General features: G+C 63.2%; 17 protein-coding genes and 1 riboswitch. Of the genes, 6 read left to right on the top strand and 11 right to left on the bottom strand.

Annotated elements, in window-relative coordinates:
• Nucleotides 1-169: 169 nt before the first annotated feature.
• From lgt to B5G28_RS00525, 9 genes are all read right to left on the bottom strand, one after another.
• Nucleotides 170-1,270 (bottom strand): prolipoprotein diacylglyceryl transferase, encoded by a 1,101-nt coding sequence (gene lgt / locus B5G28_RS00565; RefSeq protein ID WP_087245361.1) that lies wholly within the window; start codon nt 1,268-1,270, stop codon nt 170-172.
• Between the two features lie 22 nt (nt 1,271-1,292).
• The gene (locus B5G28_RS00560) at nt 1,293-2,594 is read right to left on the bottom strand and encodes a pitrilysin family protein (RefSeq protein ID WP_087245359.1); all 1,302 of its coding nucleotides are present in this window, start codon (nt 2,592-2,594) and stop codon (nt 1,293-1,295) included.
• Nucleotides 2,587-3,867, bottom strand: a complete 1,281-nt coding sequence (locus tag B5G28_RS00555; RefSeq protein ID WP_087245357.1) for a pitrilysin family protein — start codon at nt 3,865-3,867, stop codon at nt 2,587-2,589. The genes B5G28_RS00560 and B5G28_RS00555 overlap by 8 nt, the downstream gene beginning before the upstream one ends.
• A 62-nt stretch (nt 3,868-3,929) precedes the next feature.
• Nucleotides 3,930-4,763, bottom strand: a complete 834-nt coding sequence (locus tag B5G28_RS00550; protein WP_087245355.1) for a M15 family metallopeptidase — start codon at nt 4,761-4,763, stop codon at nt 3,930-3,932.
• Nucleotides 4,764-5,070: 307 nt separating this feature from the next.
• Nucleotides 5,071-6,270: an aspartate kinase gene (locus B5G28_RS00545; RefSeq protein ID WP_087245353.1), complete on the bottom strand. Its 1,200-nt coding sequence runs from the start codon at nt 6,268-6,270 to the stop codon at nt 5,071-5,073.
• Between the two features lie 83 nt (nt 6,271-6,353).
• A complete protein-coding gene (gene thrB / locus B5G28_RS00540) occupies nt 6,354-7,259 on the bottom strand; it encodes a homoserine kinase (RefSeq protein WP_087245351.1) in 906 nt (301 codons plus the stop codon).
• Nucleotides 7,260-7,277: 18 nt separating this feature from the next.
• Nucleotides 7,278-8,513, bottom strand: a complete 1,236-nt coding sequence (locus B5G28_RS00535) for a homoserine dehydrogenase (RefSeq protein ID WP_087245349.1) — start codon at nt 8,511-8,513, stop codon at nt 7,278-7,280.
• A gap of 36 nt (nt 8,514-8,549) precedes the next feature.
• Entirely contained in the window at nt 8,550-8,990 is a 441-nt protein-coding gene (locus tag B5G28_RS00530) for an ACT domain-containing protein (protein ID WP_087245347.1), read from the bottom strand.
• A 136-nt stretch (nt 8,991-9,126) separates the two neighbouring features.
• Nucleotides 9,127-11,664 carry a transglycosylase domain-containing protein gene (locus B5G28_RS00525; RefSeq protein WP_242967418.1) on the bottom strand — a complete coding sequence of 846 codons (2,538 nt, stop codon included), beginning with the start codon at nt 11,662-11,664 and terminating at the stop codon, nt 9,127-9,129.
• A 246-nt stretch (nt 11,665-11,910) separates the two neighbouring features.
• On the opposite strand from B5G28_RS00525, the gene B5G28_RS00520 reads away from it, so the two are divergent.
• Together B5G28_RS00520 and B5G28_RS00515 are read left to right on the top strand one after the other, a co-directional pair.
• Nucleotides 11,911-12,300 (top strand): hypothetical protein, encoded by a 390-nt coding sequence (locus tag B5G28_RS00520; RefSeq protein ID WP_087245345.1) that lies wholly within the window; start codon nt 11,911-11,913, stop codon nt 12,298-12,300.
• A 73-nt stretch (nt 12,301-12,373) separates the two neighbouring features.
• Nucleotides 12,374-13,057: an SDR family oxidoreductase gene (locus B5G28_RS00515; protein WP_087245343.1), complete on the top strand. Its 684-nt coding sequence runs from the start codon at nt 12,374-12,376 to the stop codon at nt 13,055-13,057.
• Between the two features lie 44 nt (nt 13,058-13,101).
• Here B5G28_RS00515 and B5G28_RS00510 read toward each other — a convergent pair whose 3' ends face one another.
• Both B5G28_RS00510 and B5G28_RS00505 read right to left on the bottom strand, forming a co-directional pair.
• Complete coding sequence (locus tag B5G28_RS00510; RefSeq protein WP_087245341.1) at nt 13,102-14,310, bottom strand: cation:proton antiporter; 1,209 nt, start codon at nt 14,308-14,310, stop codon at nt 13,102-13,104.
• Between the two features lie 63 nt (nt 14,311-14,373).
• Nucleotides 14,374-14,446, bottom strand: a riboswitch (Fluoride riboswitch).
• Between the two features lie 398 nt (nt 14,447-14,844).
• The gene (locus tag B5G28_RS00505) at nt 14,845-15,309 is read right to left on the bottom strand and encodes a CBS domain-containing protein (RefSeq protein WP_087245339.1); all 465 of its coding nucleotides are present in this window, start codon (nt 15,307-15,309) and stop codon (nt 14,845-14,847) included.
• A gap of 331 nt (nt 15,310-15,640) precedes the next feature.
• Here B5G28_RS00505 and B5G28_RS00500 point away from each other — a divergent pair, with 331 nt between their 5' ends.
• The 4 genes from B5G28_RS00500 to B5G28_RS00480 all read left to right on the top strand — a co-directional run bounded on the left by B5G28_RS00500 (nt 15,641) and on the right by B5G28_RS00480 (nt 22,497).
• Nucleotides 15,641-17,173 carry an ABC transporter substrate-binding protein gene (locus B5G28_RS00500; protein ID WP_087245337.1) on the top strand — a complete coding sequence of 511 codons (1,533 nt, stop codon included), beginning with the start codon at nt 15,641-15,643 and terminating at the stop codon, nt 17,171-17,173.
• Nucleotides 17,174-17,225: 52 nt separating this feature from the next.
• A complete protein-coding gene (locus B5G28_RS00495) occupies nt 17,226-17,576 on the top strand; it encodes an Asp23/Gls24 family envelope stress response protein (protein ID WP_087245335.1) in 351 nt (116 codons plus the stop codon).
• Between the two features lie 56 nt (nt 17,577-17,632).
• Nucleotides 17,633-19,339 carry a DAK2 domain-containing protein gene (locus tag B5G28_RS00490; RefSeq protein WP_087245333.1) on the top strand — a complete coding sequence of 569 codons (1,707 nt, stop codon included), beginning with the start codon at nt 17,633-17,635 and terminating at the stop codon, nt 19,337-19,339.
• Nucleotides 19,340-19,848: 509 nt separating this feature from the next.
• Entirely contained in the window at nt 19,849-22,497 is a 2,649-nt protein-coding gene (locus B5G28_RS00480; RefSeq protein ID WP_087245329.1) for a cation-translocating P-type ATPase, read from the top strand.
• The last annotated feature ends 273 nt before the right edge of the window (nt 22,498-22,770 follow it).

Below are 22,770 nucleotides of genomic sequence, written 5' to 3'. Positions count from 1 at the left end.
CGACTACAACATACACCTACCCCTCTAAGGGCAGATGTACAAGTAGCGCCTCCGGGGAGTAACGCCTTGATTTCTTCCTTATTCTATCACAATCGCATTTTCCCGTCCATCGGCACAAAGCACAAAAAACCGGACTGCTTTTTGTGAGAGAGCACCATCCGCCGGGGCCTTACTGGCCGTCGGCGCCGGTGTCCGCGTCGGTATGGGCGTCGGGCTGGGGCTCGCCCTTCAGACGGGCTTCCAGCATTTCCTTCAGCTGGTCATTGTAGGTCTTGGTGCGGTCGGCAAACTCTGCGCGGGACAGGCCGGCATAAGCCTCCTCCACCGGCAGGACCACGTCCTTGACGGCGACGCCCTCCTTTTTGGCCACCTGGGCCTGCAGTTTGCGGTTGTCCGCCGTGATGGCCAGATGCACCATGAGGGTCTGATCCTTGTACTTGCGGCGGAGGATCACCTCGGCGATGATGCCGCCCACCACAGCGATGGCCGCCACCAGCTGGGACGCACGCAGGCCCATGGAGGGCACCAGCAGCAGGCTGTCGGTCCGCAGGCCCTCGATCCAGAACCGGCCCAGGCCGTACCAGATGGCGTACAGCAGGGCGATATCGCCGTTGAAGCGGCGTTTTTTCATGTAGAACCGCAGCGCCACAAAGCCCACCAGGCACCAGATGCTCTCATACAGGAAAGTGGGGTGCACCGGCATGGTGGGGTCGATGGTGACGCCGGCGGGCACCGTCACGGTGCTGCCCCGCAGATAGGCCTCGGTGGCGGCGCTGTACATGCCCCAGGGCAGGGTGGTGTTGCAGCCGAAAGCCTCCTGGTTGAAAAAGTTGCCCCAGCGGCCCAGGCACTGACCGATAAGGAAGCCCATGCCGGTCAGGTCAAACATGGGCAGCACCGGCACCTTGCGCCACTTGCAGGCCAGGCCGCCAAAGACCACCGCCCCGATGATGCCGCCATAGATAGCCAGACCGCCGTCCCGGAGGGACAGGATCTCCCGGATGGATTGGTACTTGAAGGGGGCCATGGCCACATAGTAGGCCCGGGCGGACAGGATGCCCAGCACCACGCCCACCACCAGGACGTCCACCATAGAATCGCCGTCGATGCCGAACTCGGTGCAGTGGCGCATAGCGAAGATCATAGCCAGCACAAGGCCCACAGCGATGACCACGCCGTACCAGTAGATGTTCACGCCCCCGATGGTGAAGGCGACCCGGCTGATCTCAAAGCTGAGGCCCAGCCCGGGAAAGGTCACAAGATTTGTCATAATTACGTACCTCCTTGGGGTTTCAGTCGGTCTCGTCGGAATCGGGGGCAGCAGAGCCGTCGGGCAGAATCCGCACCCGGGCCATCCGGCCGGGCTGCAAAATCCGCTGCAAAGCGGCGTCGGCGTCCTCGGGGGTGAGGCCGGCCAGCATCTCGATCTGCTGGGCCACCGTCTGGCCCATGAGGGCAAAGTCTGCCATCTGGCTGGCGGAATCCTCCACGTTTTCCAGATTTTCCACCAGCTGGCCGTACTTTTCGTTTTTGCACAGGGTAAAGATCTCCCGGTCCACCCCTTCGGCGCGAATCCGCTCAATCTCCTCCAGCAGCAGCTGCTCCACCGTGTCGGGGGTGTCGCTCTCGCCGGTGAACAGGATGCAGCAGCAGCCGTCCACCCGCAGCACCTCGCCCCCAAAGCCGGGGTTCACCAGACCCTCATCGTAGAGGCGGCGATACAGCCGGGACATTCCCCCGCTGATACAGCAGAGGATCAAATCGTACAAAGCCTCGGTGCGGCCGTCGCCGGGGGCCAGAGGCTCCTCCTTGAAGCCGATGCCGAAACAGGGCTTGGCCACCGCCATTTTCAGGGTCTTTTCGGCGCAGGGCAGGGTCATGGGCTCAAGGTCAAACAGGCGCCGGGCCGCCGGAGCGGCGGCGGGCTTGTCCAGCCCGGCCCGGGCACAGGCCTCCAGCACCCGCTGGGCGGTGATGTTGCCCGCCGCGGCCAGCACCAGGTTGGAGGGGGCATAGAAGGCCCGGCAGCAGTCGTAGAGCATGGCGGGGGTGATCCGGGCGATGCTCTCGCAGCTGCCCGCAATGTCGCTGCGGATGGGATGGGTATAGTACAGGCACTGGCACAGCTCGGTAATCAGACGCCAGTCAGGGCTGTCCTCATACATCTTGATCTCCTGGGCAATGATTCCCTGCTCCTTGGCCACCGTCTCGTCGGTGAAATAGGGATGGGTCACCATGTTCAGCAGGACGTCCAGGCTCTCGTCCACCGCGTTGGTGGCGGTGAAGTAGTAACAGGTGCGGTCAAAGCTGGTGAAAGCGTTGGCGTTGGCGCCGGTGCGGGCGAACTGGGCGAAGGCATCCCCTTCCTGGTCCTCAAACATCTTGTGTTCCAGGTAGTGGGCCACGCCGGCGGGGAGGGTCAGTTCCTCCTCCCCCAGCCGGAAATGAAGGTCAATGGAGCCGAACCGCGCCGCCACAATGGCGTGGGCGGCGGCGTAGCCGGGCATAGGCCGCACTAGGACGGTGAGGCCCGAGGGCAGGACGTACCGTTCATTCCCGGCACAGTCCAGAATGGCGCGCAGATGCTCAGACATAGGGCCCCTCCTTTTTGGTCAAGAGATAGCTGACCGACAGGCTGAACCGCCGCAGCACCGCCCGGACCTGGTCCACGGTGACGGCGGCCAGGTCGGCCCGGGCCTGGGCGGGGGTGGTAATGGCCCCGCCCCGGATGATTTCCATGCCGTACCAGCTTTCCAGGCTGCTGAGGGAGTCCTCTACCCCTTCCAGCCCGTCGATGAGGCCCCGGCGGCAGTCCTCCAGCTCCTGGTCGGTGATGGGGCCGGTGCACAGGTCGGCCAGCTCGTTCAGAATGGCCTCCTCGGCCTGGGCGGCGTCCCCCGGCTCGATGCCGCTGGACACCGTCATGCTGCCGGTGAAGCTCTGGAAGGAGGAGGCGCAGTAATAGCACAGGTGGTCCCGCTCCCGGACATTCAGGAACAGGCGGCTGGTGACGCTGCCGCCGTAGAGGGCCATGGCCAGGCGGCAGGCAGCCAGGTCGGCCAGGTCCATGGGCTGGCCCAGGGTGAAGGCCATGCACAGCTTGGCCTGGACCATATCAAAGTATTCGGTCTTGTGGACGGTGGTCTGGCGGGGCATGGCCAGGAAGGGGGCCATGGGCTGGGGACGGCGGGAAATCTTGTCCAGCTCAGCCAGGAAAGCCGCCTCGATGCGGGCGGTCTCGTCGGGGGTGCAGCCCAGCACCATCAATTCAATGGAGGCGGTGCGGAGCATGTCCTCATAGGCGGCGGCCAGGTCGGCCCCGGTGAGGCCGTCCACTTCTTCCAGATAGCCCTCCTGGCGGATGCCCATGGGGCTGTCCCCATAGAATTCCCGGGCGGTCTGGCGCATGCAGTACAGCCGCTTGTCGTTCAGTTCGTCTTCCAGGGACTGGCGGAGCATCTGTTTTTCGATGGCCACCGCCTCGGCGTCAAAGGCGCCGTCCGCCATGCAGGGATGGAAGGCCACCCCCAGCACCAGCTGGGTGTATTCCTGGCTCAGGTCCTCCCCGGCCAGGGCAAACCGGTTCTTGATGCCGGTGACGCTGATGCACAGGTTTCGGTTGGCCCCCATGGGACGGCCGTCCACCGTCAGGTCCGCCCCATAGAGCCGGGCCAGCTTTTTGGTCAGGCCGGTCATGTCGGGACAGCCAGCGTACCCCCGCTCCATCACCAGCGGCAGCAGGGCGTGGGCGGTGGCGGTGTCCCGCTGGGCGGGAAAAGTAAAGTGAATGCTGATCCGGCAGCGGTTGAGTTTCTCGGCCGGATCGCAGGAGAGATGCACCCCAGGTGCAAGCTGCTTACGTTCCAATCTGTCTATCCTCCTGGCCCGTCTCCCCGGGCCGTATATGTGTCATCGCAAAGGGTGCGGGCTCAGCTGAGCTGATGCACCGCCACAAATTCCTCCAGGGACAGGCCGCTGGCGGCGATGGCGCGGGCGTTGTCCACACCCACATAGCGCCAGTGCCAGGGCTGATACACCATGCCGGTGACGGCCTGGCAGTCCTCCGGCCAGCGGAGGATGAAGCCATAGTCGGCGGCGTAGGCTTTCAGCCAGCGGAAAGCGTCGGTGTCGGCGAAGCCGGTGTCCAGGGCGGGGTAATCCGCCGAGGTGATATCTGCCGCCAGGCCGGTGCCGCTCTCATTGCAGCCGGGCCGGGGCACGATGGCCGCCGCGCGGGCGTCGGCCTCCTCCTCGCTCTTTCCTTCCTGAAGATAGGTCTGTTTGCGGGCGTCAAAGGCCTCCTGCTGGCGCTCGGGGGTCTGGTAGCCCTCGGTCAGGGTGAGCTCAATCCCCACTTCCCGGGCGGCGGCCGCCATGGCCTTCCAGGCAGCGGCGGCCTGCTGTTCCAGCTGCTGGCCGGTGGACTCGTCGGCCACCTCCAGAATGGGGGCCTCGGTCTGTTCCAGGGGAAGGTTGTTGTTCGCCAGAACCAGATAGGGGTCGTCGGGGTCAAAGACATAGCCCGACAAATCGTAGGTGGGGGCGGTGAATTCCTGATGCTTGCCCAGCATGCCGCTGATCTGGGGCAGGGCCCAGAGAATCACGCCGGTCATCAGCCCCACCAGGACGGCGCAGGCCGACAAAAAAAGAATCCAGTTGCGGATCAGCCGGATGCGGCGGCGACGGCGGCGCGCCAGCCACTGTTCCCGCGTCAGGCGGGGCCTGCCGGCGGTTCCTGCCGGGGGTCGTTGTTTCTGTTCCATGATTGCTCCATCGTTTGGTAGTCCGCGCTCCGGGCCGGGGGACGGGCCCCCGCAGAGCTCGGATGTTAGTATACCGCTTTTGCGCCGGTCTGTAAACGATGAAAAAAGTTAAAAAATTGTGTCACAGCGCGGCAAAAGCGGCCTGCGTCCCCTGCCCCGCCCCGCCGGGGGCCGGGCTGGGTCTCCCCTGCCAAAAAGCAAAATTTTACGGCAGACCGTGTACTTGGCCGCTGGCCAGGCGCACAATCTGCCGTAAAAGACGCTCATTTTCTGCCCCTTCGCGGGGTTTTCTGCAAAAGCGGCGGAATCAGTGGAACAGGCTGTCGTGGATAGCGCTGACAGCGCGGTCGGCCTCATCCTTGTCGATGATGCAGGAAATCTTGATCTCACTGGTGGAGATCATGTGGATGTTGATGTTACTGTTGGACAGGGCCTCGAACATGCTGGCGGCCACACCGCTGTGGCTCTGCATGCCGGCGCCCACGATGGACACCTTGGCGTAGCTGTTGTCGCAGCTGACCTCAGAGAACTTGCCGCTCTCCTTCAGAGCGCGGACTGCAATGGGAGCATCGCCCTGGGAGCAGGTGAAGATGATGTCCTTCTTGCCGTCGCGGCCGGTGGACTGCAGGATGATGTCCACGTTGACCTTCTTCTGGGCCAGCATGCCGAAGATCTTAAAGCTCATGCCGGGTTCGTCGGGGACGTTCATGATGGTGATAACGGCCACGTCGGTGTCTTTTGCAACACCCTTAATCAGCATACCTTCCATTTCTTTTGCAACCTCCTTAACCACTGTGCCCGGCACCGGGTTCAGACTGGAGAGGACCTCCAGCTCGACATTGTATTTCTTGGCAAGCTCCACGCTGCGGTTGTTCAGCACCTGAGCGCCCAGGCTGGCCAGCTCCAGCATCTCGTCAAAGGTGATCTCAGGCAGCTTGCGGGCGTTGCGCACCTTGCGGGGGTCGGCGGTGTAGACGCCCTCCACATCGGTGAAGATCTGGCACCGGTCGGCGTGCAGGGCCGCTGCAATGGCCACTGCGCTGGTATCCGAGCCGCCGCGGCCCAGGGTGGTGATGTCATCCAGCTTGTTCAGACCCTGGAAGCCGGCCACAACCACCACGCGGTTGCGCTCCAGCTCCGAGGTGATCCGCTCGGTATCCATCCGCTTGATGCGGGCCTTGGTGTAGGCACGGTCGGTGCGGAAGCCTGCCTGCCAGCCGGTGAGGCTGGTGGCGTGGCAGCCGATCTCATTCAGCGCCATGGCCAGCAGGGCGATGCTGATCTGTTCGCCCGAGGCCATCAGCATATCCATCTCACGGGCGGAGGGATTATGGGTAATCTCTGCCGCCTTTGCGATCAGGTCGTCGGTGGTGTCGCCCTGGGCGGACACCACAACCACCACGTCGTTGCCTGCGTTGTGGGTGTTGGCCACAATGCGCGCCACGTTGAAAATACGCTCGCGGTCACGGACCGATGAGCCGCCGAACTTTTGTACGATCAACGCCATACTTGTCACTCTCCTCTTTTTCTTCCTCTGTCAACAGTGGGCGTTCATCCCCAAATGGTTTTGGTTCTTCCCTTTTCCCTCTGTCATTCAACTGTCGCGCCGGTGTTGTCCGCGTCCAGGCGCAGCAGTGTAAATGCTTCACATCCGTCCAGCCCCTCCAGAGCCTCCAGGCCCTGTTCCAGACCGGCGTAGAACTTCTCCGCCCCGCTGCGCTCGGCCACCGCCATGACGGTGCTGCCTGCGCCCGAGACATAAACAGCCAGAGCTCCGCACTCTTTGGCCAGGGCAAAGACCTCTTTGGACCCCGGCATCAGGGGGATGCGGTAGGGCTGGTGGAGGCGGTCGCCGGTGGCGATGGGGAGCAGATCGTGCCGCCCGTCGCAGAAGGCCGCCGGCAGCAGCGCCGCCCGGGACAGGTTATAGACTGCATCCTTGTGGGGCACCTGGGCCGGCAGAGCCGCCCGGGCCGCCTCGGTCAGCAGCTTGTAGTCGGGCACGATGGCCGCAAAGCAGAGGCTGGGGTCCACATCCCGCTTGACCGAATAGACCTGCCCATCCTCAAAGACGCTGGAGGTCAGGCCGCCCAGCAGAGCCGGGGCCACGTTGTCGGGGTGGCCCTCGATGGCGGTGGCCAGGGTCAGCAGCTCCTGGGTGTTGAGCACATCCCCCAGCATCCGGTTGGCGCCCAGCAGGCCCGCGATGATGCAGGCCGACGAGGAGCCCAGGCCCCGGGCCATGGGGATGGGGTTGGTCTGGACGATCTTGAGGGGCGGCATCTTTTTGCCCACCCGGTCAAACAGGCTCTTGGCCGAGCGATAGATCAGGTTGGACTCGTTGCGGGGGATGCGAGTGCCGTCCGCCGCCGAAATATCCAGCTTGTCGCTCTCCTCAAAGGTTGCGGTATTGTACAGGGTCACGGCCAGGCCCAGGGCGTCGAAGCCCGAGCCCACGTTGGCGCTGGTGGCCGGGACGGATACCTTAATTTTCATCTTCCGTCTCTCCCCTCTTTATTCTTCCTCGGGCAGGCGGCGGAGCACCAGCTTGACGCTGCCGCCCACGGCGCTGATCTTGCGGGCTGCTTCCTCCAGGGCGGAGGCGTCCGCCTTCTCGACCAGGTAGGCGCAGCCGTCGAAGTGTTCCGCCACCAGGCGGCCCTTGCCGTAAATGGCTTCCACCACCGCCGGCGCGGCCCCCTCCACACGCACATAGTATGCCGCGGGGGCGGGGTCGGTGAGCATCCCCTCCGCCGGCTGGGCGGGCTGCCAGAAAAGGCTGTCGTGCATCTGGACCCCGTGTTTCAGAGCGTCCACCACGTCGGCCACCACCGCGCTGGCGGTGGGCAGTTTGCCGGCGCCCTTGCCGTAAAAGACCACGTCGCCCAGCATATCGCCCTTGACCTTGACGGCGTTGAACACGTCGTCCACGCCGGCCAGCTGGTTGACCTTGGGCACCAGGCAGGGCTCCACGCCGGCGGCCACACCGCCGCCGGGCAGCAGCTTCATCCAGGCAATGAGCTTGATGACGCAGCCCAGCTTGTCGGCGGACTGGATATCCTCCACCGTCACGTCACGGATGCCGCGGGTGGGGATGTTCTGGGGGTAGACGTGATGCCCGCAGACCAGCGAGGACAGAATCGCGATCTTGCGGCAGGCGTCGCGGCCGTCCACGTCGTCGCTGGGGTCCTTGGTCTCGGCATAGCCCAGCTGCTGGGCGATCTTGAGGGCCTCATCAAAGCCCATATTCTCCCGGGCCATCTTGGTGAGCATAAAGTTGGTGGTGCCGTTGACGATGCCCTCCACCTCGGTGATGACGTTGGCGGCCAGGCACTGGTGCATGGGGGTGATGATGGGGGTGCCGCCGCCCACCGAAGCCTCAAACAGGAAGGCGCAGTTATGGCTCTTGGCCAGGGCCAGCAGCTCGGCGCCGTAGGTGGCCACCATCTCCTTGTTGGAGGTGCAGACGCTGCGGCCGCTCTCCAGGGCCTGCTTCACGTAGGGATAGGCGAAGCGGGTGCCGCCGATGGTTTCCACCACCACCTTGACCTCGGGGTCTGCCAGAATGACGTCGATGTTCTTGACAAACAGGGCCGCGTCGGGACGGTCCGAGAAATCCCGCACATCCAGAATGTACTTGACCTCCACCGGCTCGCCGGCCCGGCGGGCCACGCTGGCGGCGTTGCGGTTCAAAACCTCATACACGCCGCTGCCCACAGTGCCGAACCCTAAAATTGCAATCTTAGCCATAGTCTTGCCCTCGCTCCTATCCTTCTGTTTTGCGGCTCAGACGTCGTAGCCCAGCCGGACCCCGACCACGGTGCTCTGGCGGCCCAGCATGGCGGCCAGCTCGTCGGGGGTCATCTGCATGGTGTCGGTGCGGATGGTCACCGCCACCTGGGCCGTCCCGTTCTCGGGGGTGGCCTGGTTGATGGTGACGATGCTGGCCCCGGCGCTGCTGATGCCGGCCAGCAGGCTCTGCAGAGCACCGGTCTCGTCCCGGAGGGTGGCCATCACGGTGATGAGCTCCCGCCCGTTCTCTGAGTCGAAAATGCAGTCTTTGTACTTATAAAATGCGCTGCGGGACAGCCCCACGCTGCGGGTGGCCGCGGAAATATTCCGGGCCTGGCCGCTGGCCAGCAGCTCTTTGGCGCGGATCACCTTCAGAAAAACCTCCGGCAGCACCTGCGCGTCTACAAGATAAAATCGGCGCTCCAATCTGTTCACCTCTCAAGCACAACTGTTCTTGCAGGAAATATAATAGCATCCGCCCCCCTGCAATGCAAGAGGACGGATGCGTTTTTGGCAGAATCGCCAGTTTTCACTTGAGTGAACACGGTTTAGGTGTCCGAATTGCCCCGAATCAGTCGGTATCCACGCCCTCGGTGTCCACCGATGCAGGCACGACGCCGCCGCTGTGGTCGTAGTTGCAGGTGGCGGGCAGGTCATCGGCCTTGTAGTAACCGACCGCGGTGCTGGGACAGCCCGAAGTGGCCAGCAGGCCGCTCTGGGTGCAGTAGGACCGCTGGACCACGCCGTCGGCCACCGGGAATTCCTTGTAGGCGTAGCCTTCCTGGACCTCGTTCATGAGCGCCTTCCAGGCCTCGACGCAGGTGCGGGTCTTGGCCTGACTGCCCAGGGTCTTGGTCATGTCGTAGGGGGAGTCATAGCCCCACCAGACGGCGGTGACGTAGTAGGGAGTGCCGCCCACAAACCACAGGTCCTTTTCATCGGTGGTGGTACCGGTCTTACCGAAGGAGCGCATCCCGCCGGTGGTGGGATAGCGGCCGGCTGCGGTACCGACGCTGCTGTACAGGACGTTCTGCAGCAGCTGGTTCATGATGGTGGCGGTCTGGGGGGTCAGAGCCTGGTAGCTGGTGGCGTTGTTCTCCAGATAGATGTTGCCGTCCCGGTCCAGAACCCGGCTGTACAGGTGCGGAGTGGTGTACTGGCCGTCGTAGAAGATCTGGAAGGCCGCTGCCAGAGCCAGCGGCGTGACGCCGTGGGTCTGGCTGCCCATGACCATGGGGGCCAGGCCGACGTCGTTGACCGGGTCCAGGGTATCCAGCTGGAGGGTGTTATAGATGAAGTTGAAGATGGTGCTGGCGCCCACCAGGTCGCCCACGCGGACGGCGATGGTGTTCAGGGACCGGGCCAGACCGTTCCACAGGGGAACATCCTGGTTGTCGCCGTAGTTGCCGCCGTAGTTCTGGGGCCAGCTGCGCCATGCGTTGGGGTAAGCCCGCAGAGCCTGGTCGGACAGGCCGGACAGGCCGTTCCGGCGGCAGTAGTCGTCGTCACGGATAACCATGTCGCTCTTGAGGTAGAGGGGCGAGTTGTTGAGCATGGTGGACCAGTTGACCAGGCCATACTCGATGCCCAGGGCGTAGGCGCCGATGGGCTTGATGGACGAACCGGTCTGGCGGGTGACGCTGTAGGCGCGGTTCAGGGTCAGGTCCCGGGTCTTTTCGCCCAGGCCGCCCACCATGGCCACCACGTTGCCGTCGTAATCCAGCATAACCATGGCCGCCTGGGTGCGGACGTTGCGGTAGTAGGTGACGGTGCCGTCCTCGGCGGTGGTGGTCTTGAGGGTGCCGTCGGCGTTGTAGACGGGGGTGTCGTCCTCCGACAGGGAGGACACCGGCTCCTCATGCCAGCCCGCCGGGAAGTAGGCGTCGCCGGTGTTGAGCATCAGCTCTTCCATCTGGGTCTGGATCTTGGGATTGACGGTGGCCTCGATGGTGAAGCCGCCGGTATACAGCATCTGCTGGGCGGCCGCCTCGGTGATGCCCTCCTTCTCCATGATGTCCTCCACCACTTCCTCAAACAGGGCGTCGGTGAAGTAGGAGTTGTTGGTGGCTGTGGTCTTGGAGGCGTCCTCCTCCGCCAGCACCAGGGGCTGGGCGATGGCCTCGCGGTAGACGTCCTCCGAGATGACCCCCTGATCCCACATATTATAAAGGATGAAATTCCGGCGGTTGATCAGGTTCTCGGGGTTGGTGTAGGGGTTGTAGTTGGTGGGGTTCTTGGTGATGGAGGCGATGGTGGCGCACTCCCACAGGGTCAGCTGGCTGACATCCTTGTTGAAATATTCCAGAGCCGCCGTCTGGACGCCCTGGATGGTGCCGGTGAAGCTGATGGTGTTGAGGTACGCCTCCAGGATGGTCTCCTTGGAGTAGTTTCGGTAGAGGGTATAGGCGCGGTAAATCTCGCGCACCTTGCGCAGGGCGCCCTCGATGCCGCTGGCGCTGTCATCGTCGGTCAGGTTCTTGATGAGCTGCTGCTCGATGGTGGACGCGCCCTGTTTGGAGCTGTAGATGGGGATGATATACTCGTTGATCATGGCGCCCACCGTCCGCTTGAGGTTGAAGCCGGGCTCACTGTAGAAGTCCTTGTCCTCGGTGCAGATGAAGGCGTACTGGAGGTAAGTGGGGATCTGTTCCAGATCCACCCACATCCGGTGGCTGTTGCTGGAGCGCAGGGTGGCGTACTCGATCTGTTCCCCGGTGTCAGGGTCGGTGGCCATCACCACGCTGGACTGGCTCAGCTCGATGTTGTCCAGGTTGAGCAGGTCGCCGTCGTTGGCGGTGGCCTGCACCACATAAAAGACCAGGCAGACCGCCAGGGCACACCCGGCCATGATGCCCAGGCAGAACAGGGTGGCGATGACCCGCATCACACCCCGCAGGATGGGATGACCTTTCTTTTGCTTTTTGGGCCCGCGGCCCCGCTGGGGGTCACCCGGCTCACGGGGGGGCCGCCCGCTGCCCGACGGCGCGGATTGTGCAGACTCTTTGCGGCTGTGGGTGGTGTTGACCACCCGGCGGCCCGAGCCCGACGCGGCGCTGTGGCTGCCGCTGCCCGTGCTGTCGCTGCGGTGAATGCGCCTCATTTCATTCATAGCGATGCAAATTGCCTCCTTATCCGGATTGTTCCGGTTATCTGTTCCCCGTCTGCCGCCCGGCGGCAGAGGGATGATCTTCGGCGTTTTCTGCGGCCGCCGTCCATGCCTGGCGGCGCACAGTCCTGGGTGTTATTATAACACACTTATCCGGTGAAAGTACAGCACCCCGCTGTGAAATTTGGCGTCTATTGTGTGAAATGGGCCCCTTTTGCCCATACTATCGCCGAAAGGAGCCCGGCTTTTATGCGTAAACTTTGGTATTATCTCTATTACGGCCTGTGTGCCTTCACCATTGTCTTCAGCCTGTACTGGATGGCCACCATGCCGCCCCGGTCCGCTTCTTCGGTTTCTCCCAGCTCGTCCTCCTCCAGCAGCACCCCCAGCCTGCGGGCGGGCAACTCCCTGGCGGACGTGCCCCAGGAAACCCAGCAGGAGGGCTACTATCTCTGCGACGAGGGCGGGCGGCTGGCGGTGTACAGCTGCACCGCCGACGGCACCCCCCGCCAGCGGCTGGAGCTGACCGACATCTACGTCAACCTGCTGCCCGAACAGGACGCCCTGCGGTTCAAGGCGGGGTATCTGGTGTGGAGCCGCCAGGAGCTGGAGACCCTGCTGGAAGATCTGGGCGCCTGAACGGTTGACAGCGGCCCGCCTGTTAGGGTATACTGACTTGTAAGAATTTTGTAACTTACCAGGAGGGCTTTTTATGTCCAACATTTATTTGATAACCGGCGCCACCTCTCCCCTGGGCCTGGCCCTGATGGAGCGGCTGCTGCCCACTCTGGCGGAAGGAGATCTGATCCTGGCCCAGGGCTGCGGCGATCTCTCCCGGCTGGCGGGGCTGTGCCAGGCCCGCCCCGGCTTCATCCGCCCTTACGACGTGGATTTCACCCAGCCGCTGGCGGTGCGGGCATTCCTCAGTGATCTGACCGATACCTATCCCGCCCCCACCCATCTGATTCATCTGGCCGGGCTGCGGACCATTCCCGCCGCTTACGCCTGCTTTGACGAGGAGCGTTTTGCCGAGGAGCGGGCTGTCCAGCTGGACAGCGCCCTGCTGCTGTGCAAGACCTTCCTGCCCCGGATGGCTGCCGCCGGCGCCGGCCGGGTGCTGTTCCAGCTGAACGGCGCCCTGCCGGGCGTTCCCGCCGGGCAGACAGCTTCCGCCTCGGTGGTCCAGAACGCCCTCACCGGCCTGGCCCGTTCCCTGGCGGACGAGTACGCCTCCGCCGGCCTCACCGTCAACTGCGTCCAGGCCGGGCCGTTCCAGACCGAGACCGGGGAGCCCGGCCCCGTCAGCCCCGCCGATGTGGTGCCGGCCATCCTGTTCCTGCTGAGCCAGGACGCCGCCAAGATCAACGGCGTCACCCTGCCGGTGGGCACTCTGTAACCTCAAAAAAGAGCCCCGGCGCCATCCAGCTGCCGGGGCTTTTTTCAAGTCGTCTCGGGTTCCCTGGTCAGGAGTTTCCTGTAGGTCAGGTCCATTCCCAGAGCGCCCAGCGGGGCGGTGATGAGGATGGCCAGCACCGCCACCGACAGCACCATCTGGCCGCAGGGCAGGCCCATGGCCAGGGGCACCGAGCCGATGGCCGCCTGGACGGTGGCCTTGGGCAGGTAGGCGATCATGCAGAACAGCCGCTCTTTCCAGGTCAGCTGGGTGCCGGCCACGCAGAGGGCCACGCCCACCGACCGGAAGGCCAGCGCCGCCAGAATCATCAGAACGGCGGCGGGGCCGGCGGTGAGGGTGTAGCGGATATCCACCGCCGCGCCCACCAGGACGAACAGGATCACCTCAGCGGCCAGCCACAGCTTGCCGAATTTTTCGCTCAGGCGTTTGGACACAAAGCTGGTGCTGCGGATTTTCAGGACGCAGGCCATGCTGACCACCGCCAGCAGGCCCGACACCGACACAATCCCCTCCAGCCAGGTCTCCACCGCCATCAGCAAAAAGGACACCCCCAGCACCACAATCACCTTCATGCTGTTGCGGACATAGTGCTTGTGGGCGTAGGCAGTCTCAAAGAACTGGCTCAGCAGCCAGCCCGCCGCGGCGCCCAGCAGCACCCCCAGCACAATGGACACCGGAATGTTCACAAAGTCCATCACATGGGCCGCGCCGCCCTGGGCCATGCTCACAAAGGTGGAAAAGAGGACGATCACATAGATGTCATCGCAGGAAGCTCCCGCCAGCACCATCTGGGGGATGCTCTTGCCGGTGCCGTAGCGGCTGTCCATCAGCTGGACCATCCGGGGCACCACCACCGCCGGGGACACCGCGCCCAGCACCGCGCCCATGACGGCGGCCTCGATGCGGTTCACCCCCAGAATGGCCGGGGCCAGCAGAAAGAAAGCCAAAATCTCAAAGCTGGCCGGGACGCAGGCCATCATCACCGCCGGCCGGCCCACCTTTTTCAGGTCGGCCAGGTCCAGGGACAGGCCCGCCTTGAGCAGAATGATAATCAGGGCCATCTGCCGCAGGTCGGCCGAGATGGACAGGATGGACGGGTCCAGCACGTTCAGCACATAGGGACCCAGCAGGATGCCGGTGAACAGCATCCCGATGATGCGGGGCAGGTGCAGACGCTGGCACAGCGCCGCCAAAGCCAGCCCCACCAGGAAAATAAACGCCAGAGATGTGAGCATAAAATCGTTTCCTCCTATCGAATCGGGACAGGACGCAAAAAAGCCGATGCCTTCTGCGACCTTGCAATCACAGAAGTCATCAGCTTGTTCAAGCGGTTCAAGTTGCCCTGGGGAGAACTTCATTCCCCGGCGCACGCCCCATCTGCGGGCCCGGAACGGGCCGGCGGGGACGTCTCCGCGGGAGATTATACACCCCCGCTGCCGGTTTGTAAAGGACTTTTTTCAGCCCTGCAGCTCCTCCATGGCCTCCCGCAGGTTGTCGGCAGAGAAGAGGAACGCCCCATTTCTGCTGTATACCTCCACATGTCCGCCCACATACCGGATCTCGATTTCGCTCATCTTCTGTCTCTCCTCTCTGTCGGATGTTTCGGGGAGGGTTCCCTCCCTCGTCCTGACAAGAGAATACCAGAACAAAAGCCCCATAAACTGTACTTTCAAGTTTTTTCTGCGGCTTTTGGCGCAAAATTTGATGGGATGGACCCTCTGCGGGCAGAAAAAAGCCCCCGCCGGGCGGCAGGGGTGAAGCGATCTTGTTCAGTTGCGGGCGGTGCAGACCGCCATGCCGGCGTTCTGGTCCGGGCTGTTTGCCTGTTCGCACCGGCGGGACTTGTCGTAGCAATAGCGGATGATGGCCTGGCGGCGGACAATCCCGATGAACACGCCCCGGTCATCCACCACCGGCACAAAGTTCTGGTTCATGGCGGCCTCGATCAGCTGGTCCATGCTGGTGTTGACCGTCACCGGCAGGTAATCCCTCTTGCGCTCAAAGCTGCTGATGGGAATATCCTCGGCCCCCTCGATGTCCAGGCCGTGGTACCGCTTGATCCCCCACAGCAAATCTCCCTCGGTGAGGGTGCCCACATATTCCCCTTTCCGGTTCAGGATGGGAATGGATGCATAGCGGTTGTTCTCCCACTTCTCCAGGGTCTGCCGGAGGGTGAAGTCGTCGTAAACGTACATCAGGTCCTGTTTGGGGGACAGGAAAAACAAAATATTCATTTCGATGAAGCTCCTGCTTGTATAATTGTCGGTTGGCCGGGTCTGAATAAAGTCTGTCTGCGGCGCATGGCCACAGGGGGGTTCCGTCCATGGCGTCCGCCCCCTTTCTCCTTCCTATTTTAGCACTTTCGCACAGCAAAATAAAGTTCCGCACAGATTTTTTAGATTTTATTCACAACTTCCCTTCAACTTTTTCGAAAATCCATGCCAAATCCATGCACAAGCTGCGGTTTTGTGCTATACTAAAGTTATCCCTGGGCGCGCCGTATGCTCACCTGTTCAGTATAGCAGACCTCTGCGCCGAATCTTGCCAAAGGAGGCCGGAAAGCCCATGCACCTGTTTTCCTTCGTCCGCCGCGGCACAGCGGCGGTGCTGGCCTGTCTGGTGCTGGCCAGTTGTTCCCGACCTGCCGTCCTGCAGCCCTCCTCGTCGGAGGCGGAGAGCGCAGCCTCGGGGACGGACGGGTCCGGCGCCAGCCAGAGTCAGCCGGCCCGCTTCGCCATTGCGGTGAGCGAGGGCAACTATAACCCTTATCTGAACACCAACACCCTCACCGAACAGGTGGCGGGGCTGGTTTTTGAAAAGCTGGTCCGCATCTCCCCCCGGATGGAGCTGGAAATGCGGCTGGCCGAGTCGGTGGTGTCCACCGGCACCACCGTCACCATCCGGCTGCGCAGCGGCTGCACCTTTGCCGACGGGGTCCCCATCACCGCCGATGACGTGGCCGCCAGCCTTCTGGCCGCCAAGGCCAGCGGCTTTTATGCCGGCCGGCTGGCCAACCTGACCGACGCCCAGGCCGCGGGCAGCGACACCGTTGTGCTGACCCTGGCCTCCCCCGACAGCCTGTTTGGCTACCTGCTGGATCTGCCCATCCTGAAGGCGGCCGAGGTAGCCTCCCCCCAGCCCACCCCCAGCGGGCGCTACACCTACGGGGCGGAGGAAAACACCCTCACCCCCAATCCCCGGGCGCCTTTCCCGGAGGAGGGGCCCGACACCATCTGGCTGACCCCTGTCAGCGACTACGCCGAACTGGTCTCCCAGCTGGCCATGGGCCAGATCAGCTTTTATCTGGCGGAGGAGAGCGCCTCCTCGGCGGTGGCCACCTCCGAGAGCTATTTCCGCACCAACACCCTGTTGTTCCTGGGGGTGAACGGCTCGGCGGACAATCCCCTGTGCTCCACCAGCCAGGGCCGTGTCCTGCTGAGCACTGCCCTGTCCCGCCAGGACCTGGCCGACCGCTACGCCAGCGCCACCCCCGCCACCGGCGCCCTCAACGGGCTGTATGAGTGTGCCCGGGGCCAGCAGGTCATCTCGGCCGAGTCCGATCCTGACGCCCTGCCCGCCGCCATGGCGGCCCTGGGCTACACTCTGGACGAGGCCTCCGGCTACTACCAGAACGCCGCCGGACAGCGGGCCAGCGTCAATATTCTGGTGTGCGGCAGCTCGGCCGACCGGGTCTATGCGGCCCGTCTGCTGCAGCAGCAATGGGCCGAGGCGGGCATCGAAGTCACCCTCACCCAGGCCGAGGATTTCAACGCGTATCTGCAGATGATTCAGAGCCGCGAATTTGAACTGTACATCGGTGAAATGAAGTTGTATAATAATATTGACCTCTCGCCGTTCTGGAGCGGCAGCGCCCGCTATGGTCTGGCCGTCACCCAGCAGCTGCTGGACGCCTACAACCTGATGCGGGCCGACAGCTCCACGGCCGGTGCATTCGAGAGTCTTTTCGCCGAACAGATGCCCTATATTCCTCTGCTGTGGAGGGGCGGGGTCACCGTTTCCAACCGCCGCACCAGCGGCGTGGTGTCCAGCGTCAGCGATTTGTATTATTCTCTGGCCAGCCTTTCCATCGCAGAGTAAGCGCAAAACGCTTTATTAAATTCAAATTTTAATAAGAAGGAGCAGAGCGATTATGATCACTACGCATTTTCCCTTGGGCGATGTCCGCTTTTCCGCCGAGTACTTCTCGACGTTGGTAGGCGAAGCCGCCAAGAGCTGCTACGGCGTGGCCGCTATGGCGCCCCGCGGGGTGGCCGACACGGTCAAAAGCCTGGTGCGCGGCGAGGATTTCGCCGAGAAGGGCGTCCGTGTCACCCCTGAGAATGGCCGTCTGGTCATCGAGATCCACATCGCTGTCGGCTATGGGCTGAACATTTCCACCGCTGCCCAGAGCATTACCCATCGCGTGCAGGATGAAGTGGAGCATGCCACCGGCCTGCGCGTGGCCCGCGTGATCGTGTCGGTGGACGACGTGATTGCCTGATCTGACCAAACACAACTCCCCGGGCGCGCCCGTGGGCTGACAAGGAGTAAAAAGCAATGATTAGTGGTAAAATTCTGCGTGACGCCATCATTTCAGGCGCAAACAACATCAACAACCAGCGCTCCCGCGTGGACGAGCTGAACGTCTTCCCCGTTCCCGACGGCGACACCGGCACCAACATGGGCATGACGGTGGGCGCTGCCGTCCGCGAGTTGGAAGCTCTGGGCGCTGACTGCACCGTGGGCGAGGCCGCCAAGACCGCCGCTTCCGCCATGCTGCGGGGCGCCCGCGGCAACTCGGGCGTCATCACCAGCCTGCTGTTCCGCGGCTTCTCCAAGGCCCTGGAGGGCAAGAAGGAGGCCGGCGCCGACGATCTGGTCCTGGCTCTGGAGAAGGGCGTGGAGGCCGCCTACAAGGCCGTCATGAAGCCCACCGAGGGCACCATCCTGACGGTGGCCCGCATCGCCTCCGAGGAGGCCAAGGCCAGCAAGATCGCCGATGTGGCCGAGCTGTGGGATCTGGTTCTGGCTGCCGGCCAGCGCGCCCTGGAGGACACCCCCAATCTGCTGCCCGTCCTGAAGAAGGCCGGCGTCGTGGACGCAGGGGGCCAGGGCATCATGATTATCTTTGAGGGCATGGGCAAGGTGTTCCATGGCGAGGACATCATTGCTCCCGCCGAGGAGACCCAGCACAAGGCCAAGCTGTCCACCGCCAACGCCGGCCGCGGCGTCTTTACCGATGACCTGATGAAGGTGGAGGACATCAAGAACGGCTACTGCACCCAGTTCCTGATCCACAAGGACGACGGCGCCAGCGCCGCCAAGATGCGCGCCTTTGCCGAGTCCAACGGCGACAGCGTGGTCTGCATCGAGGATGACGACGTCATCAATCTGCACGTCCACACCGCCGACCCCGGCAAGATCCTCACCGAGGCCATCAAGTACGGCTATCTGACCAACTTCAAGATCGAGAACATGCACGAGCAGTTCCTGGCCCGCCAGAAGCAGGGCAAGAGCCTGGAGAAGCAGGCCGAGGCCGAGCAGAAGCAGCGCGCTTCTGACGCCATCGCCAGCGAGTTCGTCTACGCCGCCGTGGACCCCAGCCGTGACTATGGCTTTGTGGCCGTGGCCGCCGGCGAGGGCCTGAAGGCCGTTTTTGCCGACCTGTCGGTGGATGCCGTGGTGTCGGGCGGCCAGACCATGAACCCCGCCACCGAGGACATCCTGGCTGCCGTCCAGAGCGTGCCGGCCAAGACCGTCTTTGTGCTGCCCAACAACAAGAACATCATCATGGCCGCCGAGCAGGCTGAAAAGCTGGCCGACCGCCGTGTGGTGGTCCTGCCCACCCGCACCATCCCCATGGGCATCACCGCCATGCTGAACTTTGATCCCACCGCCTCGGTGGAGACCAACACCATCAACATGATGAAGGCCGCCGACAACGTTTCCACCGGCCTCATCACCTACGCCGCCCGCGACAGCGAGTACGACGGCCGCCGCATCCGCAAGGGCGACATCATGTCCCTGGAGAACGGCAAGATTGTGGCCACTTCCAGCGACCTGACCAAGGCCACCTACCGTCTGGCCCGCAGCATGTGCAAGAAGGATTCCAGCTTTGTGACCATCATCTCGGGCTGCGATGTCAGCGATGAGGACGCCGAGCGCACCACCGAAATCGTCAAGGCCAAGTGCCCCAGCCATGTGGAAGTCAGCCACATCCGCGGCGGCCAGCCTGTCTACTATTATATGATCAGCGTCGAGTAAGACGCAGCTGTATGCCCCCTGACCGGTGCCGGAGGCTGTCTATGGGACAGGCCTCCGGGTCCGCGGGCATGGGAATGCGGCGGGCCCGGGCGCTTGCCTGTTTTACAAAGAAACGGGTTTGCTTATTGACAAATCTTCCCTCATCCTCTATAATCATGTACACATGGGGGAGTAATTCCGCGTGAAAACGCGAGGCCAGCCCGTCAGGACGACTCATCTGTGAATGAGTTCGGGCAGCTTTGATCAGAATGAGACTCATGCACCGGAAACCGATCCAGTGCATGGGTCTTTTTGTTTTCTGAAAAAACCGACGGTCCCGGGCTGCCCGCTGCTGCGGCGCAGCGCCCCGGGGCGGCCCCATGCGCACAATCAGGGCGGGTCTGAGGATGCAAACACCTTGAATCCTTCGGGCCCCAAAGACGCAGCTGCAGCGCGCAGATGCACTTTTGGGCAGAATGAGACAGCGTGGATGCGTTTTCCGGTCCACCCCAGGAGGGAGAATATCGAGAATGAAACAGGAGTATGTACAAACCCCGCAGGAGCTGATGGAGCAGCTGAACGCCAGCCCCGACGGCCTGAGCAGCACCGACGCTGCCGCCCGGCTGGAACAATACGGCCCCAACAAGCTCAAGGACGCTGAGAAGCCCACCCTGCTCCAGCGCTTCATCGACCAGCTGAAGGACCCCATGCTCATCATCCTGATGATCGCGGCGGCCGTGTCGGCTGTGACCAACTTTATTTCCCACGAGAGCTTTGCAGAGGTGTTCATCATCCTGATCGTGGTGCTGCTGAACGCAGTGCTGGGCGTTTTTCAGGAGAGCAAGGCCGAGGCAGCCATCGAAGCGCTGCAGACCATGACCGCCGCCACCTGCAAGGTGCTGCGGGACGGCAAGCAGATTTCCCTGCACAGCGATGAGCTGGTGCCCGGCGACGTGGTGCTGCTGGAAGCCGGCGACGCCGTCCCGGCAGACGGCCGCCTGCTGGAGAGCGCCAGCCTGAAGATCGAGGAGGCCGCCCTCACCGGCGAGAGCGTCCCGGTCAACAAGATCATCGACGCCCTGGGCCTGGCCAAGGGCCAGGAGGACGTTCCTCTGGGCGACCGCAAAAACATGTGCTATATGGGTTCTACCGTGGTCTATGGCCGCGGCAAGGCCCTCATCACCCGCACCGGCATGGACACCGAGATGGGCAAGATTGCCGGCGCTCTGGCCAACACCGACCAGGAGCAGACCCCGCTGCAGCGCCAGCTGGAGCAGCTGAGCGGCGTTCTGTCCAAGCTGGTGCTGGGCATCTGCCTGTTTATCTTTGTCTTTGACCTGATCGTGGCCGGGTCCTTCACCCTGGACTCGATCCTGTCCACCTTCATGGTGGCCGTGTCTCTGGCCGTGGCCGCCATCCCCGAGGGCCTGGCCACCGTTGTGACGGTGGTGCTGTCCATCGGCGTCACCAACATGAGCAAGCGCAGCGCCGTCATCCGCCGGCTGACCGCTGTGGAGACCTTGGGCTGCACCCAGGTCATCTGCTCGGATAAGACCGGCACCCTGACCCAGAACAAGATGACGGTGGTTCAGCACCTGGGCGAGACCGCTCCCCTGGCCACCGCCATGGCCCTGTGCAACGACGCCCATCTGAACGACGCCGGCGAGGCCGAGGGCGAGCCCACCGAGGCCGCTCTGGTGAACTTTGCCGCCAAGGAGGGCCTGCCCAAGGACCAGCTGGCCGCCGCTGAGCCCCGTGTGGACGAGGCACCCTTTGATTCTTCCCGCAAGATGATGAGTACCGTCCACACTTCGGCCAAGGGCTTTGTCCAGTACACCAAGGGCGCCCCCGACGAAATCCTCAAGCGCTGCACCAGCTATCTGGAAAACGGCCAGATTCTGCCCATGACCGACGCCAAGCGGGAGGAAATCCTCAAGGCCAACAAGGAGATGGCCGACCAGGCTCTCCGCGTCCTGGCTGCCGCCAAGCGGGACTGGACCGAAAAGCCCGCCAGCAACGACGCCGCCTATCTGGAGCAGGATCTGTGCTTCCTGGGTCTGACCGGCATGATTGACCCGGTCCGTCCCGAGGTCAAGCCCGCCATCCAGGAGTGCCGTGAGGCCGGCATCCGCCCCGTCATGATCACCGGCGACCACAAGGATACCGCCGTGGCCATCGCCAAGGAGCTGGGCATCATCACCGACGCCAGCCAGGCCATCACTGGCGCTGAGCTGGACAAAATCCCCGACAGCGAGATCGGCCAGGCCGTCCAGAAGTACGGCGTTTACGCCCGTGTGCAGCCTGAGCACAAGGTCCGCATCGTCACGGCCTGGAAGGCCAACGGCGCCATCACCGCCATGACCGGCGACGGCGTCAACGACGCGCCCTCCATCAAGTCGGCCGACATCGGCGTGGGCATGGGCATCACCGGCACCGACGTCACCAAGAACGTCGCCGACATGGTCCTGGCCGACGACAACTTCGCCACCATCGTGGGCGCCGTCGAAGAGGGCCGCCGCATCTACGCCAACATCCGCAAGGCCATCCAGTTCCTGCTGGCCTCCAACATGAGCGAGGTGCTGGGCGTCTTCTGCGCCACCCTGCTGGGCTTCACCCTGCTCAACCCCGTCCACCTGCTGTTCATCAACCTGATTACCGACTGCTTCCCCGCTCTGGCCCTCGGCATGGAGCAGGGCGAGGCCGACATCATGAAGCGCAAGCCCCGCAACGCCAAGGACGGCATCTTTGCCGGCGGCCTGGGCTTCGACATCGCCTACCAGGGCCTGCTGATCGCCGCCATCACCCTGGCCTCCTATATCATCGGCCACTGCATGGAGGTGGGCTACTTCGAGATGCCCCACGGCGTCAGCGAGGACGGCATGACCATGGCCTTCCTGACCATGAGCATGTGCGAGATCTTCCACAGCTTCAACATGCGCAGCCAGCGCAAGAGCGTCTTTACCCTCCACACCCACAACAAGGTTCTGTGGGGCGCTATGCTGGGCAGCCTGGTGCTGACCACCGTGGTGCTGGAGGTGCCCTTCGTTGCCAACATGTTCGGCTTCACCCCCGTGGACTGGAAGGAGTACCTGGTCGCCCTGGCCCTCGCCTTCGTGGTCATCCCCATCGTGGAGATCGTCAAGGCCATCCAGCGCGGCATGAGCAAGCAGGCTGCCTGAGCCTGCGCGCTGTCCTCCCTGCCTTTTTGAAATGGGCCTGTGTTCCCGCCTTTGGGGGCACAGGCCCCTTTTCAAAGCAGTAATGTGGAAACCGAAAAACTTTCACCCCGCTTTTTTCCAGAAAAGCGAAAAAAGGCTCTTCCCTTTTGGATATTTCCTGCTATACTATGGGGTAACTCGACAGGTCAGTTTCCTGAACAAACCGGCCTTTCGAGCCGCGATCCCCAGTCTTCAATGGCGCGGCCCGGCGCACGGGCCGCAACGGCAAGCAAG

Origin of the sequence: Faecalibacterium sp. An77 (genome assembly GCF_002161315.1) — a bacterium.
Taxonomy (GTDB): domain Bacteria; phylum Bacillota; class Clostridia; order Oscillospirales; family Ruminococcaceae; genus Faecalibacterium.
This window is presented reverse-complemented; position numbering and strand designations above follow the sequence as displayed.